General features: G+C 71.2%; 22 protein-coding genes. 11 read left to right on the top strand and 11 right to left on the bottom strand.

From position 1 onward, the window contains the following. The 3 genes from ACQPZZ_RS08665 to ACQPZZ_RS08655 form a co-directional block, all read right to left on the bottom strand. Positions 1 to 909, bottom strand: coding sequence for an ABC transporter permease (locus tag ACQPZZ_RS08665; protein WP_432930551.1), 909 nt, complete (start codon positions 907 to 909; stop codon positions 1 to 3). 94 nt (positions 910 to 1,003) lie between these two features. Next, on the bottom strand, positions 1,004 to 2,011 hold the full coding sequence (locus tag ACQPZZ_RS08660) for an ABC transporter permease (RefSeq protein WP_432930549.1): 1,008 nt from the start codon (positions 2,009 to 2,011) through the stop codon (positions 1,004 to 1,006). A 3-nt stretch (positions 2,012 to 2,014) separates the two neighbouring features. Further along, entirely contained in the window at positions 2,015 to 3,829 is a 1,815-nt protein-coding gene (locus tag ACQPZZ_RS08655) for an ABC transporter substrate-binding protein (RefSeq protein ID WP_432930547.1), read from the bottom strand. 256 nt (positions 3,830 to 4,085) lie between these two features. Here ACQPZZ_RS08655 and ACQPZZ_RS08650 point away from each other — a divergent pair, with 256 nt between their 5' ends. The 3 genes from ACQPZZ_RS08650 to ACQPZZ_RS08640 are packed head-to-tail and all read left to right on the top strand — an operon-like array spanning position 4,086 to position 6,936. Continuing rightward, on the top strand, positions 4,086 to 4,286 hold the full coding sequence (locus ACQPZZ_RS08650; RefSeq protein WP_432930545.1) for a hypothetical protein: 201 nt from the start codon (positions 4,086 to 4,088) through the stop codon (positions 4,284 to 4,286). Between the two features lie 2 nt (positions 4,287 to 4,288). Next, positions 4,289 to 5,401, top strand: coding sequence for an urease accessory protein UreH domain-containing protein (locus tag ACQPZZ_RS08645; protein ID WP_432930543.1), 1,113 nt, complete (start codon positions 4,289 to 4,291; stop codon positions 5,399 to 5,401). A gap of 59 nt (positions 5,402 to 5,460) precedes the next feature. Continuing rightward, positions 5,461 to 6,936, top strand: a complete 1,476-nt coding sequence (locus tag ACQPZZ_RS08640) for a tetratricopeptide repeat protein (RefSeq protein ID WP_432930541.1) — start codon at positions 5,461 to 5,463, stop codon at positions 6,934 to 6,936. A 33-nt stretch (positions 6,937 to 6,969) separates the two neighbouring features. Here ACQPZZ_RS08640 and ald read toward each other — a convergent pair whose 3' ends face one another. Beyond that, a complete protein-coding gene (ald, locus tag ACQPZZ_RS08635; protein ID WP_363646188.1) occupies positions 6,970 to 8,085 on the bottom strand; it encodes an alanine dehydrogenase in 1,116 nt (371 codons plus the stop codon). Positions 8,086 to 8,152: 67 nt separating this feature from the next. Next, entirely contained in the window at positions 8,153 to 9,535 is a 1,383-nt protein-coding gene (locus ACQPZZ_RS08630) for an aspartate aminotransferase family protein (RefSeq protein ID WP_432930539.1), read from the bottom strand. Positions 9,536 to 9,778: 243 nt separating this feature from the next. Here ACQPZZ_RS08630 and ACQPZZ_RS08625 point away from each other — a divergent pair, with 243 nt between their 5' ends. Further along, positions 9,779 to 11,131, top strand: a complete 1,353-nt coding sequence (locus ACQPZZ_RS08625) for a M20/M25/M40 family metallo-hydrolase (protein WP_432930538.1) — start codon at positions 9,779 to 9,781, stop codon at positions 11,129 to 11,131. A 113-nt stretch (positions 11,132 to 11,244) separates the two neighbouring features. Here the strand turns inward: ACQPZZ_RS08625 and ACQPZZ_RS08620 are convergent, their stop codons facing one another. Beyond that, entirely contained in the window at positions 11,245 to 12,522 is a 1,278-nt protein-coding gene (locus tag ACQPZZ_RS08620; RefSeq protein ID WP_432930536.1) for a pectate lyase, read from the bottom strand. A gap of 398 nt (positions 12,523 to 12,920) precedes the next feature. Here ACQPZZ_RS08620 and ACQPZZ_RS08615 point away from each other — a divergent pair, with 398 nt between their 5' ends. From ACQPZZ_RS08615 to ACQPZZ_RS08605, 3 genes are read left to right on the top strand one after another with little or no spacing between them, the layout of a single operon-like run. Then, the gene (locus ACQPZZ_RS08615; protein ID WP_432930535.1) at positions 12,921 to 13,691 is read left to right on the top strand and encodes an ABC transporter ATP-binding protein; all 771 of its coding nucleotides are present in this window, start codon (positions 12,921 to 12,923) and stop codon (positions 13,689 to 13,691) included. Beyond that, a complete protein-coding gene (locus ACQPZZ_RS08610; protein ID WP_432930533.1) occupies positions 13,688 to 16,036 on the top strand; it encodes a YhgE/Pip family protein in 2,349 nt (782 codons plus the stop codon). The genes ACQPZZ_RS08615 and ACQPZZ_RS08610 overlap by 4 nt, the downstream gene beginning before the upstream one ends. Continuing rightward, a complete protein-coding gene (locus tag ACQPZZ_RS08605) occupies positions 16,033 to 16,719 on the top strand; it encodes a TetR/AcrR family transcriptional regulator (RefSeq protein WP_432930531.1) in 687 nt (228 codons plus the stop codon). Before ACQPZZ_RS08610 ends, ACQPZZ_RS08605 begins: the two co-directional genes overlap by 4 nt. Positions 16,720 to 16,730: 11 nt before the next feature. Here the strand turns inward: ACQPZZ_RS08605 and ACQPZZ_RS08600 are convergent, their stop codons facing one another. Beyond that, on the bottom strand, positions 16,731 to 17,576 hold the full coding sequence (locus ACQPZZ_RS08600) for a hypothetical protein (RefSeq protein WP_432930529.1): 846 nt from the start codon (positions 17,574 to 17,576) through the stop codon (positions 16,731 to 16,733). A 217-nt stretch (positions 17,577 to 17,793) separates the two neighbouring features. On the opposite strand from ACQPZZ_RS08600, the gene ACQPZZ_RS08595 reads away from it, so the two are divergent. Together ACQPZZ_RS08595 and ACQPZZ_RS08590 are read left to right on the top strand one after the other, a co-directional pair. After that, entirely contained in the window at positions 17,794 to 19,632 is a 1,839-nt protein-coding gene (locus ACQPZZ_RS08595; protein WP_432930527.1) for an extracellular solute-binding protein, read from the top strand. A 31-nt stretch (positions 19,633 to 19,663) separates the two neighbouring features. Further along, positions 19,664 to 20,416, top strand: coding sequence for a hypothetical protein (locus ACQPZZ_RS08590; RefSeq protein WP_432930525.1), 753 nt, complete (start codon positions 19,664 to 19,666; stop codon positions 20,414 to 20,416). Between the two features lie 8 nt (positions 20,417 to 20,424). On the opposite strand, the gene ACQPZZ_RS08585 is transcribed toward ACQPZZ_RS08590, so the two are convergent. From ACQPZZ_RS08585 to ACQPZZ_RS08570, 4 genes are read right to left on the bottom strand one after another with little or no spacing between them, the layout of a single operon-like run. Continuing rightward, positions 20,425 to 20,802 carry a hypothetical protein gene (locus ACQPZZ_RS08585; RefSeq protein ID WP_432930523.1) on the bottom strand — a complete coding sequence of 126 codons (378 nt, stop codon included), beginning with the start codon at positions 20,800 to 20,802 and terminating at the stop codon, positions 20,425 to 20,427. Continuing rightward, a complete protein-coding gene (locus ACQPZZ_RS08580) occupies positions 20,796 to 21,290 on the bottom strand; it encodes an acyl-CoA thioesterase (RefSeq protein ID WP_432930522.1) in 495 nt (164 codons plus the stop codon). Before ACQPZZ_RS08580 ends, ACQPZZ_RS08585 begins: the two co-directional genes overlap by 7 nt. 1 nt (position 21,291) lies before the next feature. Further along, positions 21,292 to 21,924, bottom strand: a complete 633-nt coding sequence (locus ACQPZZ_RS08575; protein ID WP_432930520.1) for a TetR/AcrR family transcriptional regulator — start codon at positions 21,922 to 21,924, stop codon at positions 21,292 to 21,294. A 33-nt stretch (positions 21,925 to 21,957) separates the two neighbouring features. Continuing rightward, positions 21,958 to 22,905 carry a threonine ammonia-lyase gene (locus tag ACQPZZ_RS08570; protein WP_432930518.1) on the bottom strand — a complete coding sequence of 316 codons (948 nt, stop codon included), beginning with the start codon at positions 22,903 to 22,905 and terminating at the stop codon, positions 21,958 to 21,960. 76 nt (positions 22,906 to 22,981) lie between these two features. Between ACQPZZ_RS08570 and ACQPZZ_RS08565 the strand changes: the two genes are divergently transcribed. Then, positions 22,982 to 23,860 carry a LysR family transcriptional regulator gene (locus ACQPZZ_RS08565; protein WP_432930516.1) on the top strand — a complete coding sequence of 293 codons (879 nt, stop codon included), beginning with the start codon at positions 22,982 to 22,984 and terminating at the stop codon, positions 23,858 to 23,860. A 41-nt stretch (positions 23,861 to 23,901) separates the two neighbouring features. Then, on the top strand, positions 23,902 to 25,188 hold the full coding sequence (locus tag ACQPZZ_RS08560; RefSeq protein WP_432930514.1) for a serine hydrolase domain-containing protein: 1,287 nt from the start codon (positions 23,902 to 23,904) through the stop codon (positions 25,186 to 25,188). The last annotated feature ends 25 nt before the right edge of the window (positions 25,189 to 25,213 follow it).

Raw genomic sequence — 25,213 nt, 5'->3', positions numbered from 1 at the left:
TCACTCCTCCCGCAGCCGGGGGTTGAAGATCTCGTCCATGGCGTCCACGACCAGCACGATGCCGAGCGTGAGCAGCAGGATCGCCAGCAGCGGCGCCAGCAGATACGGCAGCGCGGCCGTCGTGGTCAGCGCGCCGCCGCCGAAGACGGCGAGGTTGAGCATCACGCCCCAGTTGTTCGCCTCGAACGGCAGCACGCCCAGGAAGAACAGGCCCACCTGCGCGTAGACCGCGCCGGTCACCGCGATGAGCGCGTTCATCGCGATGTACGGAGCCATACCGGGCAGCAGCTCCCTGCCGACGATGTGCGTCGTGGACAGGCCGAGCCCCCGGGCGGCCTCGATGAAGCCGCGCTCCCGCAGCGACAGCGTCTGCGCGCGCACGGCCCGGGCCACCCCGCCCCAGCCGAGCAGCCCGAGCACCAGGCCCATCTCGGCGGCGCCGGTGAACTTCCACACCGTCGACAGCACCAGCAGCAGCGGCAGCCCCGGGATCGTGAGCTTCATGTCGGTGAACCGCATGAGCACCGTGTCCCAGCGGCCCCGCCGGAACCCGGCGAACAGCCCCACGCCCGCGCCGACCACGACCGTGATCACCGCCGTCACGACCGCGGTCAGCAGGACGTACCGGGAGCCGGTGACGACGAGGGCGAGCACGTCGGTGCCCTCGAAGTCGGTGCCGAACGGATGCCGCAGGCTCGGCGCGGCGTAGAGCGCGCTCGTGTCGCGCGGCAGCGGGTCGGGATAGAGCATCGGCCCGAAGATCCCCATGAAGGCGAACACCGCGAGGATCACCGCCCCGGCCATCCGGCTCGGCTTGCGCCGCATGACCCGCCAGACGCCCCGCCAGAAGTTGCGCCGGATCGCCGCGGCGCCCCCTGCCCCCGCCTCCGGCAGGATCGTGCTCGTCATGCAACCCCCTCGCCTGACGGCTCAGGGTGGCGTCGTGCCGGAGGCGCGCAGGTGACCCTGCCGCGCAGCTCGCTGTGTTCACTGATTCGCTCGCTCATGCCGCCTCCCCTCCGCTGCGCACCCGGGGGTCGATGACCGTGTAGAGCAGGTCGGCGGCGATGTTCGCGACGACGACCGCCGTCGTGATGAGCAGGAACGCCCCGCCCATCAGCGAGTAGTCGCGGTTGTTGATGCTGTCGATGAGCATCAGCCCCAGGCCCGGATAGTTGAAGATGCGCTCGATGAAGATCGCGCCGCCGAACAGCAGGCCCAGCGAGAGCGCCAGGATCGTGAACAGCGGCAGGATGGCGTTGCGCGCCACGTAGCGGAAGATGATCGACCGCTTCATCCCGCGCAGCTCGGCGGCCAAAATGAAATCGTCGCCGAGCACGGTGACCACGCTCGACTTCATCGCGAGGATCCAGCCGCCGTAGCCGGCCAGCGCGTACGTGACGACCGGCAGGGTGGCGTGCTGGACCAGCGAGCCGATGTAGTCGGCGGTGAAGCCGGGGTCGATCACGATGTCGGCCGTACCCCCGGCGGGGAGGATCGGGATCAGCGTGGTGAAGATCGCCCCCAGCAGCAGCGCCAGCACGTACTGCGGGACGCCGTGCAGCAGCGATCCGGAGATCGCGAGGAGGTCGCCCAGCACACCGGTCCGCTTGATCGCCGCGTAGACGCCCATGACGACCCCGACGAGGAAGCTCAGCAGCGTTCCGGCGAGCACCGGGATCACGGTCCACTTGGCGGCCGAGAACAGCACGGTGGAGACGCCGGCGCCGGGCACGGACAGCGACTGCCCGAGGTCGAGGTGGGCCAGCCCGCCCATGTAATCGAGGTACTGCTCCCACAGGCTGCCCTTCGGCGTGAAGCCGTACAACACCTCGACCGCGCGCTGCGCGGCGTCGGGGGCCATGCCCTGCTCGACGAGCTTCTGGTAGCGGGCGGCGAGCGGGTCGCCGGGAACGCTCCTGATGATGAGGAAGCTGATCGTCGTGACGACCAGGATCATGACGAACCCGCGGGCCACATGGCCCGCGAGCCGCCGCAGGAGAACCGCCATCGGCTACTGCTTCTTCTTGATCAGGCCGAGCTGGATCCAGACGCCGGAGGGCTGGCGCAGCAGGTCGCTGTCGTCTTCGGGGAAGCCGGTGAAGCGGTTGGTGTTGACGAACTGCGTGTTCACGTAGTCCCAGAGCTGGATCACCGGGAGGTCCTGGTTGGCCGCCTTGGCGAGCTTGGCGATGACGGCCTTCTGCTCGTCGCCGCTGACGCTGTTCAGCTGGGAGGTCAGCTCACCGGGGTTGACCGCGCCGACACCCTCGACGTCGATCGTCTCGGGGCCGCCCATCCAGTTGCCGTCCTTGCCGGGAGCCGAGTGCTTGACCTTGCCGCCGAGGATGTTCCAGCCGTTGGAGGTGCCGTACAGGCGCTGGAAGATGTTGTACGGCGCGGGGCCGAGCGCGATGAGCCAGAAGCCCACGTCGTACTTGCCCTCGTTGAGCTCAGACAGGTAGAGCGGATAGTCGGCGGTGGTCACCACCTCGGCGTCCACGCCGGCCGTGGTGAGCTGGCTGGTGATGGCCTTGGCCGCGGAGACCCAGTCGGAGAACGGCGCCGGGATGTGGATGGTGACCTTCCACGGCTTGCCGTCGGCCATCGCCCACTTGCCGTCCTTCTTCTGGAGGCCGGCCTCCGTGAACTCCTTGTCGGCCTTGGCCGGGTCAAGCTTGTACGGCTCCAGCGCGTCGAGCCCGGCGCCGAGCCACTCCCTGGCTGCCTTCTGATGAATGCCCGAGGTGGTCACGGCCGCCGTGCCGCCCTCGGGAGAGGCGATCCGCGTGACCTCCTCACGGTTGATCAGATAGGCCAGCCCGCGCCGCACGTGCACGTTGTCGTACGGCTTCTTCGCCTGGGTGAACGCCAGCGAGACGGCCACCGGGGAGTAGCCCTTGACGACCTGGTTGCCCGGCGTCGCCTTGATGCGCTTCATCACGTCGGCGGGCACCGCGGTGAACGGCGCGTTGTCGAGCGTGCCGGAGGTCAGATAGTTCCAGATCTGCTCGTTTCCGGTGGTGTTGAGCAGCTTGAGCTGGTCGGGCGCGACGTTGGCGGCGTTGTAGAAGTTCGTGTTCTTCACCAGCAGCGCCTCGCCGGGGTTCATCCGTTTGAGGACGAACGGCCCGGCCGACACGTCCTGCGGCGGGGCAAACGCGAGCACCTTCTCCGACAGCGCCTTGACCTGCCCGCGCGCCGCCTCCGCCTCGGGGCCGTCTCCGCGGGCGGCCTCGAGCGTGTCCCAGAAGTCGGCGGGGACGACGCTCTGCCACACGTGCTTGGGCACCACGAAGGCGTCCATGACCCCGCGCACGAACGTGACGCTGGGGTTCTTCATGTCCTGGGTGATCTTGATGGTCGTGTCGTCGACCACTTCGACGTCCGAGGCGGCGCCGGCCGCGCCGGGGTCGACCGCGAAGGCGGTGCTGCCCTGCGTGTAGGCCAGCGCGATGGAGAACTTCACGTCCTCGGCGGTCACGGGCTGCCCGTCGGACCACTTGTTGCCCGGCTGCAGGTGAAGGGTGATGGAGGAGTTGTCCGGCGCGATGTCCCAGCTCGCCGCGATGCCCGGATAGAACTGGTTCGGGTCGGTGAGGGTGTTCTTCGCCCAGGCGATCCTCATCGCGTTGTAGCCCCAGAACGCGTTGCCCTTGGGGTTCCACGGGTTGATCGGCGCGTTGACGTCGAGCGACGGCTTGTTGATGTCGACCGTGGTGTAGACGCCGCCACCGCCGCCCGTGGAGTTCCCGTTCGTGCCGCCGCCGCTGCAGGCGGCGACGGCGGCGAGGCCGAGCAACGCCACGACCGCTGTCAGACGTTTCATTGACCGCTCCGGGGGGTTGTTCTGATGCGGATCTTGTCCGGACCATATGCGGCGGCCCAAGCGCAGGTCAATAATCTGCAAAACTCGTGAGGGTTCTGCAACTTTCCTTCATCGAGATCACGGCGAAACCGAGCGTCGCGATCGCCCGCCGGAAGTGGCGCTCTTCTCTCCACCCGGCCAGCGAACTGTTACTGGTCGCCCCCATGCGATCACATTACGTTGCGAGCAAAGGCCCCGCCCTACGAGGAGGACTGGCGTGAAGTCCATCGCCCGATTCTGTGGCAACTGCAGCTGCGGCTGCCCCGAGCTGTTCGTGGACGCCTCCGCCCCGGCAGAGCGTCAGGTCGTCATCACCGACGACTTCGGCCAGAAGGTGGAGATGAGCCTCGACCAGTTCGGCTCGCTGGTGGAGGCGGCGAAGACCGGCGCGCTCGACGGCCTCGCGCTCACCGGCTGACCGTGCACCCGGCCGCCCTGTTCGCCGGGGGGCTCGCCGCCGGCCTGGCCGCGGGCACGGCGTCGTGCGCCGCGGTCCAGGGCGGCCTCCTCATCGGCCTCGTCTCCCCCTCCGGACATACGCACGGCCCTTCCCGCGCCCTCCCCCCGGTGGCCGCGTTCCTGACCGGCAGGTTCGCCGCGCACACCGCCCTCGGGGCGCTGCTCGGGCTGGCGGGCGCGATCGTGCGGATCGGCCCGCGCACCCGGGCGGCGCTGCTCGTCGCCGCCGGTACCGCGGTGGTCGTGCTCGCCGTACGGATGCTCCGCCGGCGCCGCGACACGGGCTGCGCATCGGCAAGGGGCACGCCCGCCGCGGAGTGCGGCCACCCGCCGGGACACGCGTCCGCGGGCGGCGGGCACGGACACGATCACGTCCCGCGAGGCAGCGCACCCGGTCACGCGGTGACCGCCCCCGCCGGCCTCCCGGGCACAGCCGGGCGGGGCGGCGCGCGCTCCCCCACGCTCGCACGGGCGGCGGCACTGGGCATGGCCACGATCTTCGTACCCTGCGGCGTCACGGTCGGCATGGAGGTCGTGGCCGTCTCCGCGGGTTCGGCGCTCGGGGGCGCGGCCGCGCTCGCGGGGCTCGCCCTCGGCACGGCTCCCGCCCTGGCCGCCCTCGGCCTGCTGGTGCGCAGGCTTGCCTCTACCCGGTGGGCCGCCCTCGCGGGGGTCGCGGCCATGGCCGCCGGGCTCTTCACCGCCGGTTCCGGCCTGCGGCTCGGCGGCTGGCTGCCGGACTTCCCACCGGTGCAGTTCGGCTCCCCCGCCGCCGCGGCGGGACGCGCCCTCACCGGGACGGACGGCGTCCAGCGGCTCACGATCTGGGCGACCGCCGAGGGTTTCCGGCCCGGCGTCGCCGTCGCCTCCGCCGGCCGGCCCGTCGAGATCGCCTTCAGGACGAAGGACAACCGGGGCTGCACGCGTACGCTCGCGATCGACGACCGCGACCTCGTGCTTCCCGTGACGGGCGAACGCGTGGTACGGCTCGCGGCCCGTCCGGAGGGGCGGCTGCGCTACGCCTGCGGGATGGGAATGTACGTGGGCTTCATCAGGTTCGAGCGCGTCCCCTGACACCAACGTCTTCCCAATAACACTCCGTGACGACTCGGTTACGTGTCACCCTGTCTCCCATGACACTAGTGGGAGCGACGGAGGCGACAGCGTGGGCCGGGTTACCGGTCCCGCGTACCCCTGAACCCCTGGATCCGGCCGAGGCGAACCTGGTCGACAGGGCCCGATGCGGCGACCGCGACGCGGCGCACCGGCTGGGCCGGCTGTGCGCGGAGCGCGACGACCGACTGGGCGCCCGGCACTGGTGGGAACGGGCGGCGCGGGCGGGCAACGTCGACAGCGCCTACAACCTGGGGCTGTGGCACCGCACACACGGGACGACCGAGGAGGCCATCGGCTGGTTCGAACTGGCCGCAGGCACCGGCGACGCGGACGCGGCGACGAATCTGGCCTCCCTGCTGCTGGAGCGGCGTGGCGACACCGACGGAGCGCGCACGTGGTTCGAGCGGGCGGCCGAGGACGGCTCCCGTCACGCGGCCCGGCGGCTGGCCCTGCTGTGCGAGGACCAGGGCGACGGCATGGGCGCCCGGCGCTGGCACTTCAGGGCGGCCCTGGACGGCGACCTGCGCTCGGCCCACGACCTGGGTTTCCTCGGCTACGCCGCGGGCGACGAGGCCGAGGCGCTGCACTGGTGGGAGTACGCGGCGCGAGGCGGCCACGCGGAGGCCGCCTACGACATGGCCCTGCTCCTGCACGCGGCCCGCGACGAGAAGGGCGCGGCGGCGTTCTACCGCCTTGCCGCCCGCGCCGACCACCCCGGCGCGGCCTTCCGGCTCGGCGACCTGGCCCTGTGCCGGGGCGACCTGCCCACGGCGCGTGCCTGCTTCGAGCGGGCGGCGCGGACCGGGCGGCCGGACGCACGCAGGATGGCCGGCCTCGCCTGCACCCGGATGGACGACAAACCGGCGGCCGCCCACTGGTACGGGCAGGCCGCGGCCGACGACCCCGAGGCCGCCTTCCGCTTCGGGCTGCTGCTCGTCGCGGAGCACAACGACCTGAAGGGCGCGCGTCACTGGTTCAGACGGGCGGCCGAGCGCGGACACCATGGCGCCATGGTCGAACTGCGGATGCTGCTGCCCCTGCTCGGCGCTTCCCCGGAGGCCGAGGAATGCCTGCTCGACCCGCCCCCGCCGTACTGGAGCCGGCCCGCGGAACCCGCGCAGGCCGCACGCGCCGAACTCGCCGTGGCGGCGGCGCGCAGACGCGGCGACGCGGCGGCGGAGCCCGCGGACCTGGTCGAGATCCTCGGCACGTGGGATCTGGTCACCGGGGAGCTCGGCGGCCTGCCCTGTTTCGACCTCCCGATCGGGGCGTCATCCGCCGCACCCGATGCGGACGCGGCCGTCCCTGCGGACATCGTGGGATGGCTCGCACGGGCGAGCGGGCTGCACCGAGCCGCGATCGAGCATCTCGCCCTGGTGCGAGCCACGCTGCTGCGGCCGGGCACGGCCCCGTGGCCCACACCCGCCGAGGTCGAGCACGTGCTCGGCACCGCGAGGAATCTGCGCGGCCGTCTCGAGCTCGGTCGTGTCTGACGAACCCGGTTCGCCAGACACTCCCGCATGCGGTCAGGCGGCGAGGATCTCCGCGACCGGCGTGTACGACAGGTCGTGCGCCGCCGCGACCGGTTCGTTGGTGAGCACGCCGGCGTGGGTGTTGAGGCCCAGGCCGAGCGCCTCGTCGCCGCGCAGCGCGTCCTTCCAGCCCTTGTCGGCGAGCCTGACGGCATAGGGCAGGGTCGCGTTCGTCAGGGCGTAGGTGGAGGTGTTGGCCACCGAGCCCGGCATGTTCGCCACGCAGTAGAACACCGACTCGTGCACCCGGAACGTCGGGTCGTCGTGCGTGGTCGGGCGGGAGTCCTCGAAACAACCGCCCTGGTCGATGGCGATGTCGACGAGCACGGAGCCCGGCTTCATGCGGGAGACCAGCTCGTTGGAGACGAGCGTCGGGGCCTTCGCGCCCGGGATGAGGACGGCGCCGACGACCAGGTCGGCCTCGAGCACGGCCCGCTCGATCGCGTACTGCGTCGAGACCAGCGTCTTCAGCCGGCCCTGGTAGACGGCGTCGATGAAGCGCAGCCGGTCGATGTTGATGTCGAGGATCGTCACGTCCGCGCCCATGCCGACGGCGATCTGCGCCGCGTTGAGGCCGGAGACACCGCCGCCGATCACGACGACCTTCGCCGGGGCCACGCCGGGCACCCCGCCGGGGAGCACACCGCGGCCGCCGTTGAAGCGCATCAGGTTGTACGCGCCGACCTGGGGCGCGAGCCGGCCCGCGACCTCCGACATCGGGGCCAGCAGCGGCAGCCCGTTGCCGACCTGGACGGTCTCGTACGCGATGGCGGTGGTGCCGGCCGCGAGCAGCGCGTCCGTGCAGGGCCGGGAGGCGGCCAGGTGGAGGTAGGTGAACAGGATCTGGTCCGCGCGGAGCCGGTGATACTCCTCCTCGACCGGCTCCTTGACCTTGAGAATCATCTCGGACTCGGCCCACACCTCATCGGCGGCGTCGACGAGCTTGGCGCCGGCGGCGAGGTACTCCTCGTCGGTGATGGAGGAGCCGAGGCCGGCGCCGCGCTGGACGCTGACCTCGTGGCCGTGACGGACGAGCTCGTGGACGCCGGCCGGGGTGGCGGCGACGCGGTATTCGTGGTTCTTGACCTCGGCGGGCACACCGATCTTCATGAGTTGTGTCCTTTCAGGCGGTCACTCGTCACGGTCGCCCCCTACCCGGCCGCACGAGCTCCATGGTCTACAGGCGGGCCCACGCCTCGGTGAGCACCGAACGGAGGATCGACTCGATCTCGTCGAACTCCTTGGGGCCGCAGATCAGCGGCGGGGCGAGCTGCACGACCGGGTCCCCACGGTCGTCCGCCCGGCAGTACAGGCCGGCGTCGAAGAGCGCCTTCGAGAGGAAGCCGCGCAGCATGCGCTCCGACTCCTCCTCGTTGAACGTCCGCTTGGTGGACTTGTCCTTGACCAGCTCGATCCCGTAGAAGTAGCCCGAGCCGCGGACGTCGCCGACGATCGGCAGGTCCAGCAGCCGGTCGAGGGTCGCCTTGAACACCGGCTCGTTGGCCGTGACGTGCTCAAGCAGGCCCTCCCGCTCGAAGATGTCGAGGTTGGCCAGGGCGACGGCGGCCGACACCGGATGGCCGCCGAAGGTGTAGCCGTGCGCGAAGGTCTCGGTGCCGTGCTTGAACGGCTCGAACAGCCGCTCCGAGGCGATCATCGCGCCGATGGGCGAGTAACCGCTGGTCAGGCCCTTGGCGCAGGTGATGATGTCCGGCACGTAGTCGAACTTCTGGCCGCCGAACATCGTGCCCAGGCGGCCGAAGGCGCAGATGACCTCGTCCGACACGAGCAGCACGTCGTGGGCGTCGCAGATCTCGCGCAGACGCCGGAAGTATCCGGGGGGCGGCGGGAAGCAGCCGCCGGCGTTCTGCACCGGCTCGACGAAGACGGCGGCCACGGTGTCCGGGCCCTCCATCTCGATGGCCTTGCCGACCTGGTCGGCGGCCCAGCGGCCGAACGCCTCGGCGTCCTTCTCCAGGCCGGGGAAGCCGGAGATCTCGTCGGCGCGGTAGAGGTTCGTGTTGGGGGCCTTGATCGCGCCCGGCACCAGCGGCTCGAAGACCTGCTTGAGCGCCGGGATGCCGGTGATCGACAGCGCGCCCTGCGGGGTGCCGTGGTAGGCGATGGCCCGGCTGACGACCTTGGTCTTCAGCGGCTTGCCCTTGAGCTTGTAGTACTGCTTGGCCAGCTTCCAGGCCGACTCGACTGCCTCACCGCCGCCGGTGGTGAAGAAGACGCGGTTCAGGTCGCCGGGGGTGAGCTCCGCGAGCCGCGCGGCGAGCTCGGCGGCCTTCGGATGCGCGTACGACCACAGCGGGAAGAACGCGAGCTCCTGGGCCTGCTTGGCGGCGGCCTCGGCCAGTTCGGCGCGGCCGTGGCCCACCTGGACCACGAACAGTCCGGCCAGGCCGTCGAGGTACCGCTTGCCGTGGATGTCGTAGACGTAGGCGCCCTCGCCGCGCACGATCATGGGCACCTCCCCTCCCTCGTAGGAGGAGTGGCGCGTGAAGTGCATCCAGAGATTGTCGTGTGCGGCCTTGAGAACGTCGGGGCGCGTCATCGCAACCTTCCCTCAGGTGATCTGTCGCTGTGGACAGTGTGCACGCCACTTCCGCGTTTTGCCAAGTGATTGCGTAGCTCCAATGTGCAAGAAGTTCGGATTCCGCTACATCGACATGTAACGGCAACGAAATCCGTCACGGTAGATTGAGGCCGTCAAGACGTGGGAGATGGGCCCGCCACACCCTGTGGTCAAATGGGGTCGACCCAGCCGGGAAGATCCACGTACATCCGGGAGAACGCCGTGACACCAGAGGAGATCGAGCGCGCCGTCGAGGAGGGCATGCCGCAGACGGTCGAGGACCTCGGACGCCTGGTCGCCATCCCGTCCGTCGCGTTCCCCGGCCACTCCGAGGCCCCGGTCCTGGAGGCCGCGGCGCTCGTGGAGCGGCTGCTGCGCGCCGCCGGTCTCCCGCACGTCCGGCAGATCCCGATCGAGGGCAGCTTCCCCGCGGTGTTCGCCGAGGCGCCGGCTCCGGACGGGGCCCCGACCGTGCTGCTCTACGCGCACTACGACGTGCAGCCCGCGGGCGACCTCGCCCTGTGGCGCACCCCGCCGTTCGAGCCCACGGTCGTCGACGGGATCATGTACGGCCGGGGCGCGGCCGACGACAAGAGCGGTGTCATCACCCACGTGTCCGCGCTGCGCGCCTTCAACGGCCGGTTCCCGGTCGGGGTGAAGGTCATCGTGGAGGGCCAGGAGGAGTACGCCGGCGAGCGCCTGGAGGCGTTCGTCGAGGCCAACCCCGACCTGCTGCGCGCCGACGCCATGGTCATCGCCGACGTCGGCAACCCTCAGGTGGGCGACCCTTCTCTCACCACGTCGCTGCGCGGCATGGCGGCGTTCACCGTCGAGGTGCGCACCCTCGCCGAGGCCGTGCACAGCGGCGCGTTCGGCGGCGCCGCCCCCGACGCGCTGGCCGCGCTCATGCGCATGCTGACCGCTCTGCACGACGACCAGGGGAACGTCCGGGTGCCCGGCCTCGAATCGGGGGTCTTCCCCGGCACGGCTCCTACCGAGGAGGAGTTCCGTGCGCTCGCCGGGGTGCTCGACGGCGTGTCGCTGGTCGGCGGCGGCTCGCTCGCCGACCGGCTCTGGGCGTCGTACGCGATCACGGTGACCGGGCTCGACGTGCCGACCGTGACCGGGGCGATCAACGCGGTTCAGGCGGTGGCCCGGGCCCGCGTCACGGTCCGCATCCCCGCCGGCGGGAACGCGAGGCAGGCGTTGAACGACGTGACGGCCTTCCTGGAGAAGGTCGCACCGTGGGGGGTCAAGGTCTCCTTCGGCGACTTCGTCAGCGGCTCCGGCTTCCAGATCGAGCCGGGCGGGCCGGCCATGAACGCCGCGGAGCGGGCGCTGGAGCGCGCCTTCGGCCGGGCGCCGCGTCAGGTCGGCCAGGGCGGCTCGATCCCGCTGGTGGCGGCCCTCGCCCGGCAGTTCCCCAAGGCCGAGATCCTGCTGTACGGCGCCGAGGACGACGGTGCCTCGATCCACGCGCCCAACGAGCGGGTGGTGCTGGAGGAGCTGCGCCGCATCATCACGACCGAGGCGCTGTTCCTCGCCGACTACGGCGGCTGGCACGGCGCGGCCTGACACCGATCGTTCAGACGCGGAAGGCCCGGTGGCCGGGGGGACCACCGGGCCTTCCGTCTTTCCCGCACCGCCGTCACGCCTGGTCCCGGGGACCCCGGGACCGGTCGGCGCGCTTACTGGTAGTGGATGTCGGAGGAGCTGTAGATGCAGTTCGTCCCGTCGGCGCCGCTACCGATCTCGCTCGGCTCGCTGCCCTTCGGCACACCCTTGTACTTCAGGCACACGATCATCTTGTGGTTGGGGTCGTTCTTGATCGTGATGTTCGAGAAGCGCGCGGTGTCGCCCCAGTTGGTGTTGATGCCCGCGAGCGCCTTGCCGGGGTAGGTCGCCACGATGTTCGACATCTGGACGTGCCGCTGATAGGAGTTCGTGCAGTTGCCGCAGGCGCGGTAGAGCTTCCCGAAGTTGTCCACCTGGAAGTTCTTGATGATCATCGTGCCGGGGCCGTTGTGCTGGAACACCTTGTCGGAGGCGCTCTTCGCACCGCCGCCGTCGATGGTCATGACCTGCGACGACGAGCTGCCCAGCAGGGTCGCGGCGTCCTCGCCGACGTCCTCCCACCAGACGTTCTGCAGTGTGCAGCTGCCCAGGCAGTGGATGCCGTCCGCGGCGGGCGAGCCGATGATGACGTTTTTGAGCGTCGCGCCGTTGGCCAGCTCGAAGATCGGCTTCTGGCTCTCGCTCTGCCCGCCGTCACCCATGCTTCCGCTGGCGTAGTAGCGCTTCAGGCCGCCGTCCATGGTGCCGGAGACGCTGATCGTGCTGGTGACCGCCTGCGAGCCCTGCGGGCTGGGCCAGCCCGACGGCGGCGTCGGATTGGTGGTCGGGCTGCTCGTCGGCGTGGCGGTGGGAGTCGACGACGGCTGGGACCCGGCCGGCTGGAGGGTCCACTGCTTGGTGGCGGCCGAGTCGCAGGAGTTCTGCTGTGCCAGGGCGCCTGAAGACGTCGAGTTGTCCTTGGTGTTCAGGCACTTGTCGCTGTTGGCGTTGACCACCCGATAGTTGGAGCCCGAGGCGGTGAGTTCCCAGGTCTGCGACGAGGAGCCGGTGCACGACTCCTGCTGGACGGCCTTGCCCGCGGAGGTGGAGGCCCCGGCGACCCCGGCGCACTTGCCGCTGTTGCCGGCGGCCAGGCGGAAGCCGCTGCCCTGGGTGGACAGGTTCCAGGTCTGGTTGCTCGCGCCGTTGCAGCCGGAGACCGTGAGCTGCACGCCGTCGGAGCCGCTGCTGCCCGGAACCGTGAGGCACAGGCCGCTCGCGCCGTTCACGATCCGGTAGGCGCCCGCGCTCGGCGCCGCGTTGGAGACGCCGGTGAAGACGCCTCCGACCAGGGCGGCGACCCCGACGACGGTGCCGATCACCCCGACTCCGGTTCTGGTACTCCTTCTCAAAGCCGTGCTCCTCGCAGGTCGTGCAGGACCCCTGACCGAGGCGGTGGCGGCGCCACTCCTGGTCCCGCTGGGGGAATTCATGAATGTGAACAACATCCATGAACAGGAACGCGGCTTAAGTTACGGACCACGGGAACCCGGGTCAATGCCACGTGTCACACGATGACGATCCGCTTCAGGACACTCGACGATTTGGCCAGGTGGGGGCCGACACGCCACGGCCTTCTCCGTGAAATTTTCATGAAACACGAGCCGCCGGTCGCGCCCCGGCGCACGGCCTCCGCGCCACCGCTCACCCGCGGATGTAGGTGAGATCACACCATGACCGGGCACAGGACCACGCGCTTCCGGCGCTATGTTTTGTACCGACTGGTCAGTCCAAAGAAGGGAGAGTCGACGTGGATGCCGGGGGCTCGGGGAACGTCGCCACACCCTCTGCCGGAACACCCTCCGATCCGCCCGGCGCGGTCTTCGGCGGTGTCGAGGTGGCGGCGCGCGGGCTGGGCGTGCGGGGCGGTCACGGCTGGGTCTACCGGCACGTCTCGCTGCACGCGGCTCCCGGAACGCTCACCGTCGTCACGGGTGAGGCGGGCAGCGGCCGTACGAGCCTGTTGCTCACCCTCGCGGGACGAATGAAGCCCGCCGAGGGGACGCTCACCGTGGGCGGCCTCGCGGCACCCCGCAGAATCAGGCAGGTCTCGGCCCTGGGGCTCTTCCCGCAGGTGAACCCCCTCGACGACGCCCTGTCCGTACGGGAGCACCTGCAGGAGCGGTCGCGCACGCACGGGTTCCTGTGGCGCAGGCGGCACCCGGACGCGGGTCGGTCGGCGCTCGCACACGCCCGGCTCGATCCGGACGCGCTGCCGCACGGTGATCGGACGCCGGTCAGAGAGCTCACCCGTGATCAGGCGGTGCGGCTGGGCGTCGCGCTCGCCCTGCTCGACCAGCCCGGCCTGCTCCTCGTGGACGACGCCGACACCGGGATCCCCGCGGGCAGGCGCCACGAGCTGTGGGACACGCTCCGCGGCCTGGCCGACGGGGGGCTCACGGTCATCGCGGCGTGCACGGACGCCGAAGAGGCGAGCGGCGTCGCCACCGCACTGCTGCCGCTGCCCGTTCCCCCGCCCCCGGTCGCCGGGGACGACACCGAGAAAGCTGAACGGCGATGAGCGTTCCCCTTCCCGGCCGGCTCGAACTGCGCAGGTTCATGCGCTCGCGGCTCACCAGGGCCGCGCTGGTCGCCGTCGTCATGCTGCCGCTGCTGTACGCGGGGCTCTACCTGTGGTCGTTCTGGGATCCCCAGGCGAACCTGAACCGCGTGCCGGTGGCCCTCGTGGTGGAGGATCGTCCCGCCACGGCCGCCGGCGCCGCGCAGGGCCCGGCGAACACGGTGGACGCGGGCCGGGAGCTCGCCGCCGAGCTGGAAGAGCGCGAGGTGTTCGCCTGGCACCGAGTCGACGCGGCCGAGGCCGACAGAGGCGTCCGCGAGGGCCGTTACTACCTGTCGCTCACGATTCCCGGCGACTTCAGCGCCGACCTCGCCTCGCCCTCCGGTGACGGCACGCCGCGCCCGGCCCAGCTCGGCGTACGCGTGGACACCGGGCGCAGCTACATCATGCGGACGATCTCGGACGCGGTGTTCCGCGAGGTCAAGGAGGCGGCCGGGCGCAGCGCGGTCAAGGACTACCTGGACCAGATCTTCCTGTCCTTCGGCGAGCTGCACGACAAGACCGCCCAGGCGGCCGACGGAGCCGACCGGTTGCACGACGGAGCCGCCGCCGCGAGCGACGGAGCCGCCTCGCTGGCCGAGGGGCTCAGGTCCGCGCAGGACGCGACCGGCACGCTGTCATCCGGGGCGGACGCCCTTCACAGCGGGTCGGAGCGGCTGGCGAGCGGGCTGCACCAGGCCAGGACCGGCTCGGCCTCCCTGTCCGCCGGCCTGTCGAAGGCGGCCACCGGCGCGGCCGACCTCCGCAAGGGCCTGTCCGCTCTCGACAAGGGGGCGGCCAAACTGGCCGAGGGTAATCGCGAGGTCTACCGCCAGGTCCACGCCCTGTCTCCCACCGTCAACCGGGCGGCCGACACGTACGTCCCCGTGCTGAAGAAGAACGGCGACCGCATCCGGCAGGCCGCGCTCACCCTCGCGCAGGGCGCCGGCGGCTTCGCGGACGCGCTCGACGGCCTGCCGCAGGAGGTGCGGGGCTCGGCCGGCGGGGCCCGGCAGGACCTGCGTGCCGTCGAGCGCTGGCTGAACGCCCATCCGGACGCCGACCCCGAGCTACGCGCGCTGGTGGAGCGGGCCGCCGGGTCGGCCGGCGACCTCGCGTCGGCGGCCGGGCGGCTGGAGGACCGCCTCGGCGCCCAGACGGGCAGGCTCGACGACCTCGCCGGCACGGCACGGGCGGTGGCGGACGACGCCCGCGAGCTCGCCTCCGCCGCGCCCGGCCTCGGCGGCGCACTGGAGGACGCCCGCGACACGTTCAACCAGCTGGACAAGGGGCTCGGGCAACTGGCCGACGGAGCGTCCGACCTCCGTGACGGCGCGGGCAAGGCGCTGAACGGGGCCTCCTCGCTGTCGCACGGCCTCGGCACGCTGAACAACGGCGCCCGAAGCCTGTCCACCGGCCTCGCCAGGCTCGACAACGGAGCGAGCGGCCTCACCACCGGACTCGCCTCACTCGCCTCCGGTGCGGGCAAGCTCGACAACGGCATCGGCAAACTCCAGCGGGGGGCCGGCACGCTCGACTCCGGGCTGGTCAAGCTGACCGACGGCTCGGGCGAACTGGCCGGCAAGCTCGGCGACGGAGCCGCCCGGATCCCCGACTACGGCACCCGGGAGCGCGACAGCCGTACGGACATGATGAGCGACCCCGTCCGGCTCGCCACCGAGGTGGACAACGAGGTGGACAACTACGGGACCGGGTTCGCGCCGTTCTTCGTGCCGCTCGCGCTGTGGGTCGGCGCGATGGTGACGTACATGGTGCTGCGGCCGCTCAACCCGCGCCTGCTCGCCGGGTCGGCGCCGGCGTGGCGCACGGCCCTCGCGGGCTGGCTGCCGGGGCTCGCGATGGGGACGCTCCAGGTGGCGGTGCTGCTCGCCGTGCTGCGCTTCGGCCTTGGGCTGGAGGCGGCGAACTGGCCGGGCGTGGTGGCCTTCCTGGTGCTGGTCGCGGCGGCGTTCCTCGCCGTCGTGCAGGCGGTCAACGCGCTGCTCGGGCCGCCCGGACGGGTGGCGGTGCTGGCGCTGCTCATGCTGCAGCTCACCTCGTCGGCGGGCACCTATCCGATCGAGACCTCCCCCGGGTTCTTCCAGGCCATTTCGCCGTGGCTGCCGATGAGCTGGGTGGTGTCGGCGATGCGCCGTCTCATCAGCGGCGGCGACACCGCCGTGGTGTGGCAGGCTTGCGGCGTGCTGTCCGCGTTCGTCGCCCTCGGTCTCGCCCTCACCGTGCTCGCCGTCCACCGCGGCCGAACGTGGTCGATGCGCCGCCTCAAGCCGGAGCTCTCGCTGTGAGCCGCCCCGCGGACGGCCCGGGCGAGGACCGCGGCACGCCCGGCGGCGAGGCGGAAGAACCGCCCGCCGGCCGGTCCGGCGGTCCCGGCGCGGTGCGGGCGTCCGGCGGCAGGCGCGCCCAGACCCGGCAGAGGCTCTACCGGGCCGCGGCCGACCTCATCGCCGAGCAGGGATTCGCCGCCACGACCGTCGACGCGATCGCCGAACGCGCCGGAGTGGCCAAGGGCACCGTCTTCTACAACTTCGGCAGCAAGGAGGCGTTGTTCGCCGGCCTGCTCGACCACGGGATCGAGCGGCTCGCCGGCGCCCTCGCCGAGGCCGCACGCGGCCCCGCGACCTCTCCGGTCGCCGTGCTCGACGCGCTCATGCTCGCCCAGCTCCGCTTCTTCGACGAGTACGGGCCGTTCGCGCGGGTGCTGCTGGCCGAGATGTGGCGGGCGGCGTGGCAGGACGCCGTCCTGCGGCTGCGGACGAGCGTGCTCGCGGTGTACGAACGCGTCCTCGCGGACGCGGTGGCGGCAGGCGAGCTGCGCTCGGGGTTCGACACCGGCACCGCCGCCACGGCCGTCTTCGGCATGGTGCTCACCGTCGCCATCGAGCGCCGCGCGCTGCGCCCCGACCAGCCGGTCGAGGACGTGCACGCGACCCTGGCCGAGCTCGTCCACCGACGCATCTCGCCCTGAACGGGCCGACGTCAGAGGAAGATGTCGTCCACGGACGTCGCGGTGGCCGCCCGGCGGATCCACTTGCCGAGTATGTGCAGGTCAGAGCATCGGCTGATCCGCTCACGCGCTTCTGAAGGGATGTCCAAGCCCCGCGCGTCGAGCACGGCGAGGATCGCCTCGATCTCGCCCTCCGCGCGGCCCTCTTCCCGACCCTGTTCGCGGCCCTGCTCCAGACCCTTGTTCACCCATTCGGAGAAATAACGGTCACCGATGACCTTCTCGTAGTCGGCTGACGCCGTCATCAAGAGCTCCTTCAGTCGTTCGCCCGCTACAGTGGGTATCTGGCCGAACACGTAGTTCAAATATAGCTGGACGCCCTCCCGGCCCACCCCCTTCAGACCCTCCAGCATGGCTTCCAGACCCTTGTCGATGTCGGGGTGGTCGCCGTTCATGGCCACCGACAACACGGCCAGCTCCGGATGCCTGCGCGCCTCGTCCGGGTCGATGATCAGAGGCAGACGGTCGGAATGAATCGCCACCGGGGTGACGGTCCCGCTCGGCCCCATAGAAATGGGCTGCTCGCACCAGCGGCCCACCGCCCGGTTGAGGCAGATGACCAGCAGGGCAGTGTCACACTTCAGCCGGGCCCGCAGGGCGGCGGCGTACACAGGCCAGCTGAAGCGTTTTTGCGCGTCGCGGCGCAACTGCACCTCGACGATCACCGCCAGTCGGGCGATGCCCGAGCCGTCGCGCAGGACGACGACGGCGTCCGCGCGGTACTCCACGGGGATCAGTTGCGTGGCGTCCACCGCCTCTGCCGTGGCCATGGCGAACGGGGGCGGGTCGACGCCGCCGACCTCGCGCAACAGCTCCACGGCGGCGGTGGGCCGGTCGTGGAAGAAATCGACGGTCTGCTGATGAACGAGCTTAGGCACAAGACGGAACTTTACTGAGAGTGGTCACATCATTACCCAGGATCACCGAAAATCTTGTGGATGAGTGGGGAACGGGGCTGGGGCGTTAGCGAGACGAGATGATCGGCAACTAACGTGATCCGCCGTTCGTCGGGATAAATGCAGGTATCCCGTGGCAATGGAGGAGACCGTGTACCCCCCACCGCAGCAGAAACGCCGCCGCAGCGTGGCTCCGTTCGTCATCGCGGTCATCTTCGCGGGAGCGCTCATCGTCGGGCTGAAGCTGCTGTTCGGCGGGGCGTCGGGCAGCGGGGACGCCGGCCGCGACGAGGGCGGGAACGCGACCAGGCGCGCCTGCGACGACGACGGGATCACGCTGACCATCGCCGCCTCCAGCGAGAAGGCCGAGCTGCTGCGCACGATGGCCAACGACTACAACGGCCACAAGGTGGACGGGCAGTGCGTGGACGTGATCGTGAACTCCAAGGCGTCGGGCGGGGCGATGCAGGCTCTGGCACGCGGCTGGGACGAGCGGCAGGACGGCCCGAAGCCGGACGTCTGGACGCCGGCGAGCACCGGCTGGGTCACCCTCCTGCGACAGCGCGTCGAGGGCGGCGACAAGGCGTCGCCGGTGTCCGCGGACAACCCGACGATGGCCACGTCCCCGCTGGTCATCGCGATGCCGAAGCCGATGGCGCAGGCGCTCGGCTGGCCGACGAAGAAGATCGGCTGGTCGGACGTCCTGGACCTCGCCAACGACCCGAGGGGCTGGGCGAAGTACGACCACCCCGAGTGGGGAAAGTTCCGTCTCGGCAAGACGAACCCGAACTTCTCCACTTCCGGCCTGAACGCGACCATCGGGGCGTACTTCGCGGCCACCGGGCTGTCGGGCGACCTGACGGAGCGGGACGTCGCCGCGGCGAAGACGCGTGACTTCGTCAAGGGAGTCGAGCGGTCCATCGTCCACTACGGCGACACCACGTTGACCTTCCTGTCCAACCTCCAGCACGCCGACGACTCGGGGACGGCCATGTCGTACATCTCCGCCGTGACGGTGGAGGAGAAGTCGGTGTGGGACTACAACCAGGGCAACCCGACGGGCGATCCGAAGACGCTCGGCGACCACGCCAAGCCGAAGGTCCCGCTGGTGGCCGTCTACCCCAAGGAGGGCACGCTCTTCTCCGACCACCCGTACGCGGTGCTGTCCTGGGCGGACGCGGCGAAGAAGGCCGCGGCGGCGGACTTCCTGAAGTACCTTCAGGCGCCCGAGCGGCAGCGGGAGTTCGAGAAGTACGCCTTCCGGTCGCACGACGGCAAGCCGGGCGACCTCATCACGACCGCCAACGGCCTCGACCCCAAGCAACCCGCGACCACGCTCAGCACGCCGACTCCGCAGGTGCTCGACCGGATCCTCGGGAGCTGGGCCGAGCTGCGCAAGCCCGCCAACGTGCTGATGGTGATGGACGTCTCCGGCTCGATGGGCGCCGACGTCGCCGGCACCGGCAGGACCAAGCTCGACCTCGCCAAGCAGGCCGCGATCAACGCATTGCCGCAGTTCGGCCCGAACGACCGCGTCGGCCTGTGGATGTTCAGCCTCAAGCAGGACGGCGACAAGGACTACCGCGAGCTCGTCCCCCTGAGCAGGAACAACCCGTCGCGGCTCAAGAGCCGCATCAACGGCCTGATCCCCAACGGCGGCACGGGGTTGTACGACACGGCCCTCGCGTCGTTCCAGCACGTCATGCGGCACCAGAACGGCGACGCCATCAACGCGGTCGTGTTCCTGACCGACGGCAAGAACGAGGACAACAACTCCATCTCGCTGAAGAACCTGCTGCCCGACCTGCGTAAGGAGGCCGGGCAGGAGACCGTGCGGATGTTCACCATCGCGTACGGCGGTGACGCCGACCTGGACGTCCTGCGGAAGATTTCGCAGGCCACCGACGCGGCGGCCTACGATTCACGCAAGCCGGGGAGCATCGACGAGGTGTTCACCGCCGTCATCTCCAACTTCTGAACGACCTTCACCCTCCGACCTGGGAGCCCCCTTGTCCCGCTTCACCGAGGAACTGCGCGACCCCTGGGCGCTGCTCCTGGGCGCCACGGCGGCCGGCGCGGCCTGGGCCGTCGACCTCCATCCGGCGGGCGTGGCCGTCGCCGGGGTCGCGGTGTGGCTCATCAAGGCGTTCGCCTCCGCGTGGCAGTCCACGGAGGGCGAGAGCCGTAAGGAACCGCAGGCCCCGCCGGTCACGAAGGACAGCGCGGAGGAGGCGTGGCTGCGGCGGGCGGAGCGGGCCGCGGCGTCCTTCGCCGACCTGACCGCCTCCATGCGCGGGCAGCTCCTGCTCGACCGGATCGCGGCCATGCGCCCGCAGGTGGACGACACCGTCGAGACCCTGCGCCGGCTGGCGGGTCACGCCTCCGTCACCGGCTCGGCGCTGGCCCGCTTCGACCCACGGTTCCTGGAGCAGGAACGCGCACGGCTCACGCAGGCGCGGCGGACCGCCCGGCAGGAGGTCGCGGGCGAACTCGACCGGTCGATCACCGCCCTGGACGCGCAGCGGGAGGTGTACGACCGGTTGTCGGGCGCGCGGGAGCGGGTGCTGGCCCGGCTGCAGTCGGGTGCCCTCAGCCTGGAGGGCCTGGTCGCGCGGGCCGTCGAGATCTCCGCCATGACCGCGACCTCCGACGGTGCGGGCGGCGGCGCCCGGGCGCTCGACGACCTGACCTCGGAGCTCGAACTCACCCGTCAGAGCCTGCACGAGGTCGAGGAGGCCACCCGCCACGACCTCGGTCCCTGATCGCCCGCTCAGGCGAGGGATGCGGTCGCAGCGTGCCACAGACCGGCTCTGTCCAGTTCGCCGACCTGCCAGGTGCGGGAACGGAGCGTGCCCCGATGCCGGTAGTCGCGCATGATCTCGACATGCGCGCGCAACCGCACGAACTCCCGCAGATCGCTCTCACCGCGCCACACCGACAGCGAACCGACCCGGCGGCCGGGAATGTCCGCCCACAACCACATGCCGACCGCGCCGGGCAGCGACGGCCACAGGCGGCTCAGCGACAGGCCGCGCCGCGCGACGCCGGGCAGATCGAGCATCCGGTCCGTCCGGAAGTCCGTCAGCGCGGCCACCAGCGGTCCCGGCCGCTCCGCGTCGGGCCCGGCGATCCAGCGCGATCTCAGCACGGCGCCGCCTCCCGCAGCACCGCGGGCGCCGTACGCAGCAGAGGGGCGGCGGCCGCGCGGATCACGTCGCTGAACGGCGTCGGCCGGAAAGTGGCCGGATCCAGGTTGACGTTGACGCGGTAACCCTCGGCGTGCACGGTGGCTTGCTCCGTGGCCTGATCCGTGGCTTGGTCCGGGGCGCGGTCCGCGGACAGCACGCGGAAGCCGTACACCCCGCTGGTGCGTCCCATCCGCTCCAGCCAGAAGTGCACCAGCCGCTCGCCCGCCTCCGCGATGGGCGCGTGGTAGGTCACCTTGAACTCGCGTACGGCCATGAGCACGTCGGGGAACGCGGACCGGGCGGGGTCGGACGCCCAGCCGAGCCGGTGCCAGTACGCGCCGATGGCCCGCTCGACGAGCAGGGCGTAGCGCGAGTTGTGCAGCAGCCCCATCGCGTCGAGGTCGTCGAAATGCACCTGGACGGGCTCGTGGACGCCACCTGCGGTCATGTCAGTCCTCCGGGAGAAGCGCGGGGTCGGGGCAGAGCGCGCGCAGGCGCTGCAGCACGGCACGGCGGGCATGGACGAGAGCCTGCGCCCCGTCGTACAGCCGGGAGTGGATGATCACCATCTCGCCGAGCGCGTCGATCTCGTAGGCCAGCTGGGCCGGATCGACGCCGCCGGCCACTTCGCCCAGCGTCACGGCCTCCGCGACCAGCCGGCTGATGAGTCCCTGCCACTCGCGCATGGCCAGCGCGAGCCGGTCGCGCACCGCCCCCGGGCGATCGTCGAACTCGGCCTGCACGGCGAAGAAGAAACACCCGCCGGGCAGCACACCGGCGCCGTAGAAGGCCAGCCGTGCCTCGTGCAGCGCGAACAGGCGCCGTACGCCCGCGGGGACACGCAGCGCGGGCCCCACCACCTGCTCGGTCCACTGCCGGGCGGCCCACTCCACAGCGTCGAGCTGCAGTTGCTCCTTGTCCCGCCAGTGGGCGAAGAGTCCGGACTTGCTGACGCCGGTCGCCGTCGCCAGCCGTCCGAGGGAGAGCCCGTCCAGCCCTTCGACCGAGGCCAGCTCCACCGCCTGCCGCAGGATCGTCTCGCGGCTGCGCAACCCGCGCAGCCTCCGGCCGTCTTGTGTCACCCGGGCAAACTATCTGAACGACCGGTCGGTCGTCTAGTTGGCCGCGAGGAGCCGGGCGAGTTCGGCCGGGCCCGCGTTGCCGCCCGTGCAGACGACGGCGACCCTGCGCCCGGCGAACTCCTCGCGCCGCGCCAGCAGCCCGGCGAGGGCCGCCGCCCCCGCGCCCTCGGCGAGCGTGTGGGCCTCGGTGAGCAGCAGGCGCTGGGCCCGCAGGATCTCGTCGTCGTCCACCAGGACGAAGTCGGCCAGGCCGTCCCGCATCACGGCCTGCGGGGTCGCGAACGCCGACCCGGTGGCGAGTCCCTCCACGACGGTCTTGACCGGCCGGCTCACCGGTTCGCCCAACCGCCACGAGTCGTACGCGGCCGGGGCCTGGGCCGACTGGACGGCGATCACCCGGCAGCCCGGCGCGAGCGCGGCGGCGGCGAGGCACGCGGCGGCGGCCCCGCTGCCGCTGCCCACGGGCACGAACACCGCCTCCAGGTCCGGCCGGGCGGTGAACACCTCGACATAGAGCGTGCCCACCCCGGCCAGGATGTCCGGCTCGTCGGCCGGGCTGATGAGCCGGCGTCCCGTCCGCTCGGCCAGGTCGCGGGCGTGCTCGCCGGTCTCCACCATGGTCGCTCCCCGGACCTCGACGGCCGCCCCGAGCGCCTCGACCGCCGCGACCTTGGCGGGATTCGGATTCTCCGGCATCAGGACCGAGCACGGCACGCCGTACAGGCGGCAGGCGTACGCGACGGACTGGGCGTGGTTGCCGGTCGAGTACGTGACGACCCCACGACCACGGCCGGCCATTCGGGCCAGCAGCGTGATGCCGCCGCGGACCTTGAACGCCCCCGTGGGCTGGACGTTCTCGTGCTTCACGTGGATCTCCGCGCCGACCGCCGCGTTGAGCACGGGATAGGACCACATGGGCGTCTCGGGCAGGTGCGGGGCGACGAGCCGCCGGGCGTCCAGGATGTCGCGAATATCGGTCATGACCATAAGCCTGGCCTCCGGCCCCACAATAGGTCCAACTGAAGTTTCCGGGCGAAACCATAGACGGGATCGATGAATGCCCCTCGACGTCGTACGACTGCGTGTGCTCGTGGCCGTGGCGAGGACCGGCACGGTGACCGCCGCGGCGCGGGAACTGCACTATTCGCAGCCCTCGGTGAGCCACCATCTCGCCCGTCTGGAGGCGGAGACGGGCGCGAAGCTGGTGCAGCGGGTGGGCCGCGGCATCCGCCTCACCGAGGCGGGACGCCTGCTCGCCGAGCGCGGCGCGGAGATCCTCGGCCGCCTCGACGCGGCGTCCGCGGAGCTCGCCGCGCATGTCGGGCTGCGGACCGGACGCGTACGGCTGGCCGCGTTCCCCTCGGCTCTCGGCACGTTCGTCCCCGCCGCCGCCGCGCGGCTCGCCGACGACCACTCCGGGCTGGACCTGCGGCTCATGGAGGCCGAGCCGCCCGAGGCGCTGCGGCTGCTGCGCGCGGGCCGGGTGGACGTGGCCGTGGTCTTCCGGTACGGCGAGGCCGGTCCGGAGGACGACGGCGTCCGGCTGGTCCACCTGATCGACGACCCGAGCTTCCTCGTCGTCCCCGCCGCGCACGACGGTCCCGGGGACCTGGCGGCGTACGCGGACGGGCCGTGGATCGCGGGGTGCGAGCGGTGCCGTGCCCATCTGCTCGCGCTGTGCGCCGAGACGGGCTTCGAGCCGCGCGTCTCGTTCACCACCGACGACTACGTGGCCGTGCAGGCCATGGTCGCGGCCGGTTTGGGCGTGGCGATCCTCCCCCGGCTGGCGCTGTCGGCCCATCGCCATCCCGGCGTACGCGTGGCCGAACTGCCGGGCTCGGCCCGCCGGGTCTACGCCGCGACGTACGGCGAGCCGCCCGACCCGCCCGCCGTCGCCGCGCTGGTCACCGCCCTCCTACCCCCGGGAGATGCGTGATACGTCTGCGGAGGCGGCCAATGATCCACTAGAAATTGGACATGCGGAAAACGTCGCTGTTTACGTCCATATCTGGGGATCAGGGAGGTCTGAGCAGGAGGAGTTTCCTTCAGGTGAGCGCCCTGGCGACGCCGGCTCTCGCGATCGGCCTGCGGACACTCCCGCCGCCCGTTGTGGAGGCCACCGGGGTGGCGCCCGCCTCGCTCGCCGGGTTCGACACGCTGATGAAGACCTACATCAAGGACCGGGGGATCACCTGCGGGCAGCTCGCCGTCTCCAAGGGCGGCAAGCTGGTGCTCGCCAGGGGCTACCGCTACTCCGACGGCAGCCATGCCGTTCCCGCCGTGTCGCCCACATCGCTGTTTCGCATCGCGAGCCTGAGCAAGCACATCACCGCCATCGCGATCATGCGGCTCGTCCGGGAGGGCAAGCTCAGCCTGACCGCCTCGGCCGCGACGCTCCTGGGCCTGTCCACCGCGGCCGACTCCCGGCTGGCGAAGGTGACCGTGTGGCGACTGCTGCAGCACACCGGGGGCTGGGACCGGGACGTCTCCGGCGACTACCTGCACATGGACCGCACCATCGCCAAGGCGCTCGGCGTGCCGCTGCCGATCACCCCGGACCACATCGTCAAGTACGCGAGCGCCCGGCCGCTGGACTTCGCCCCCGGCACGAAGTTCGCCTACAGCAACTACGGCTATCTGCTGCTGGGCCGGATCATCGAGAAGGTCTCGGGGACGAGCTACGAGACCTACGTCAGGCAGAAGGTCCTGGCGCCCCTCGGCATCACCCGTCCGCGGCTGGGCCGTACGCTCCGGTCGCAGGCCGCCTCCGGCGAGGTCGTGTACGAGTCGCGGTACACAGGCCAGACCGTCCTCGACGAGTCCGGCCAGGTCCTGCCCGCGCCGTACGGCGGCGGGTTCGGCATGGCCTGCCAGGGCCCCAACGGCGGGTGGATCGCCTCGGCGGTCGACCTGGTGCGCCTGGCGAAGGCGCTCGACGCGCCGAACGCCGTGCTCGATTCGACCTCCATCGGCAGGATGCTCGCCAAGCCCGAGATCGGCGTGAACCAGTACGGCTCCTGGTACGGCGCCGGTCTGTGGGTGCGCCAGGTGACGGGACACGTCAACACCTGGCACGACGGCTCACAGCCCGGCACCTACACCTACATCGCCCGCCTGCAGAACGGCGTCACCTACGCCGCCCTGTTCAACCGGCGGGAGGAGAGCGGATCCCCCGACTTCGACGTGCTCGCCGACCTGTTCAACGCGCAGATCGGCAAGGTGACGAGCTGGCCCGCGACCGATCTCAGCTCGCGCTATTTCTGACGCCGCCTGCTTCCGGCGCCGCCTG

This window comes from Microbispora sp. CA-135349, from assembly GCF_050947365.1.
Lineage (GTDB): Bacteria > Actinomycetota > Actinomycetes > Streptosporangiales > Streptosporangiaceae > Microbispora.
This window is presented reverse-complemented; position numbering and strand designations above follow the sequence as displayed.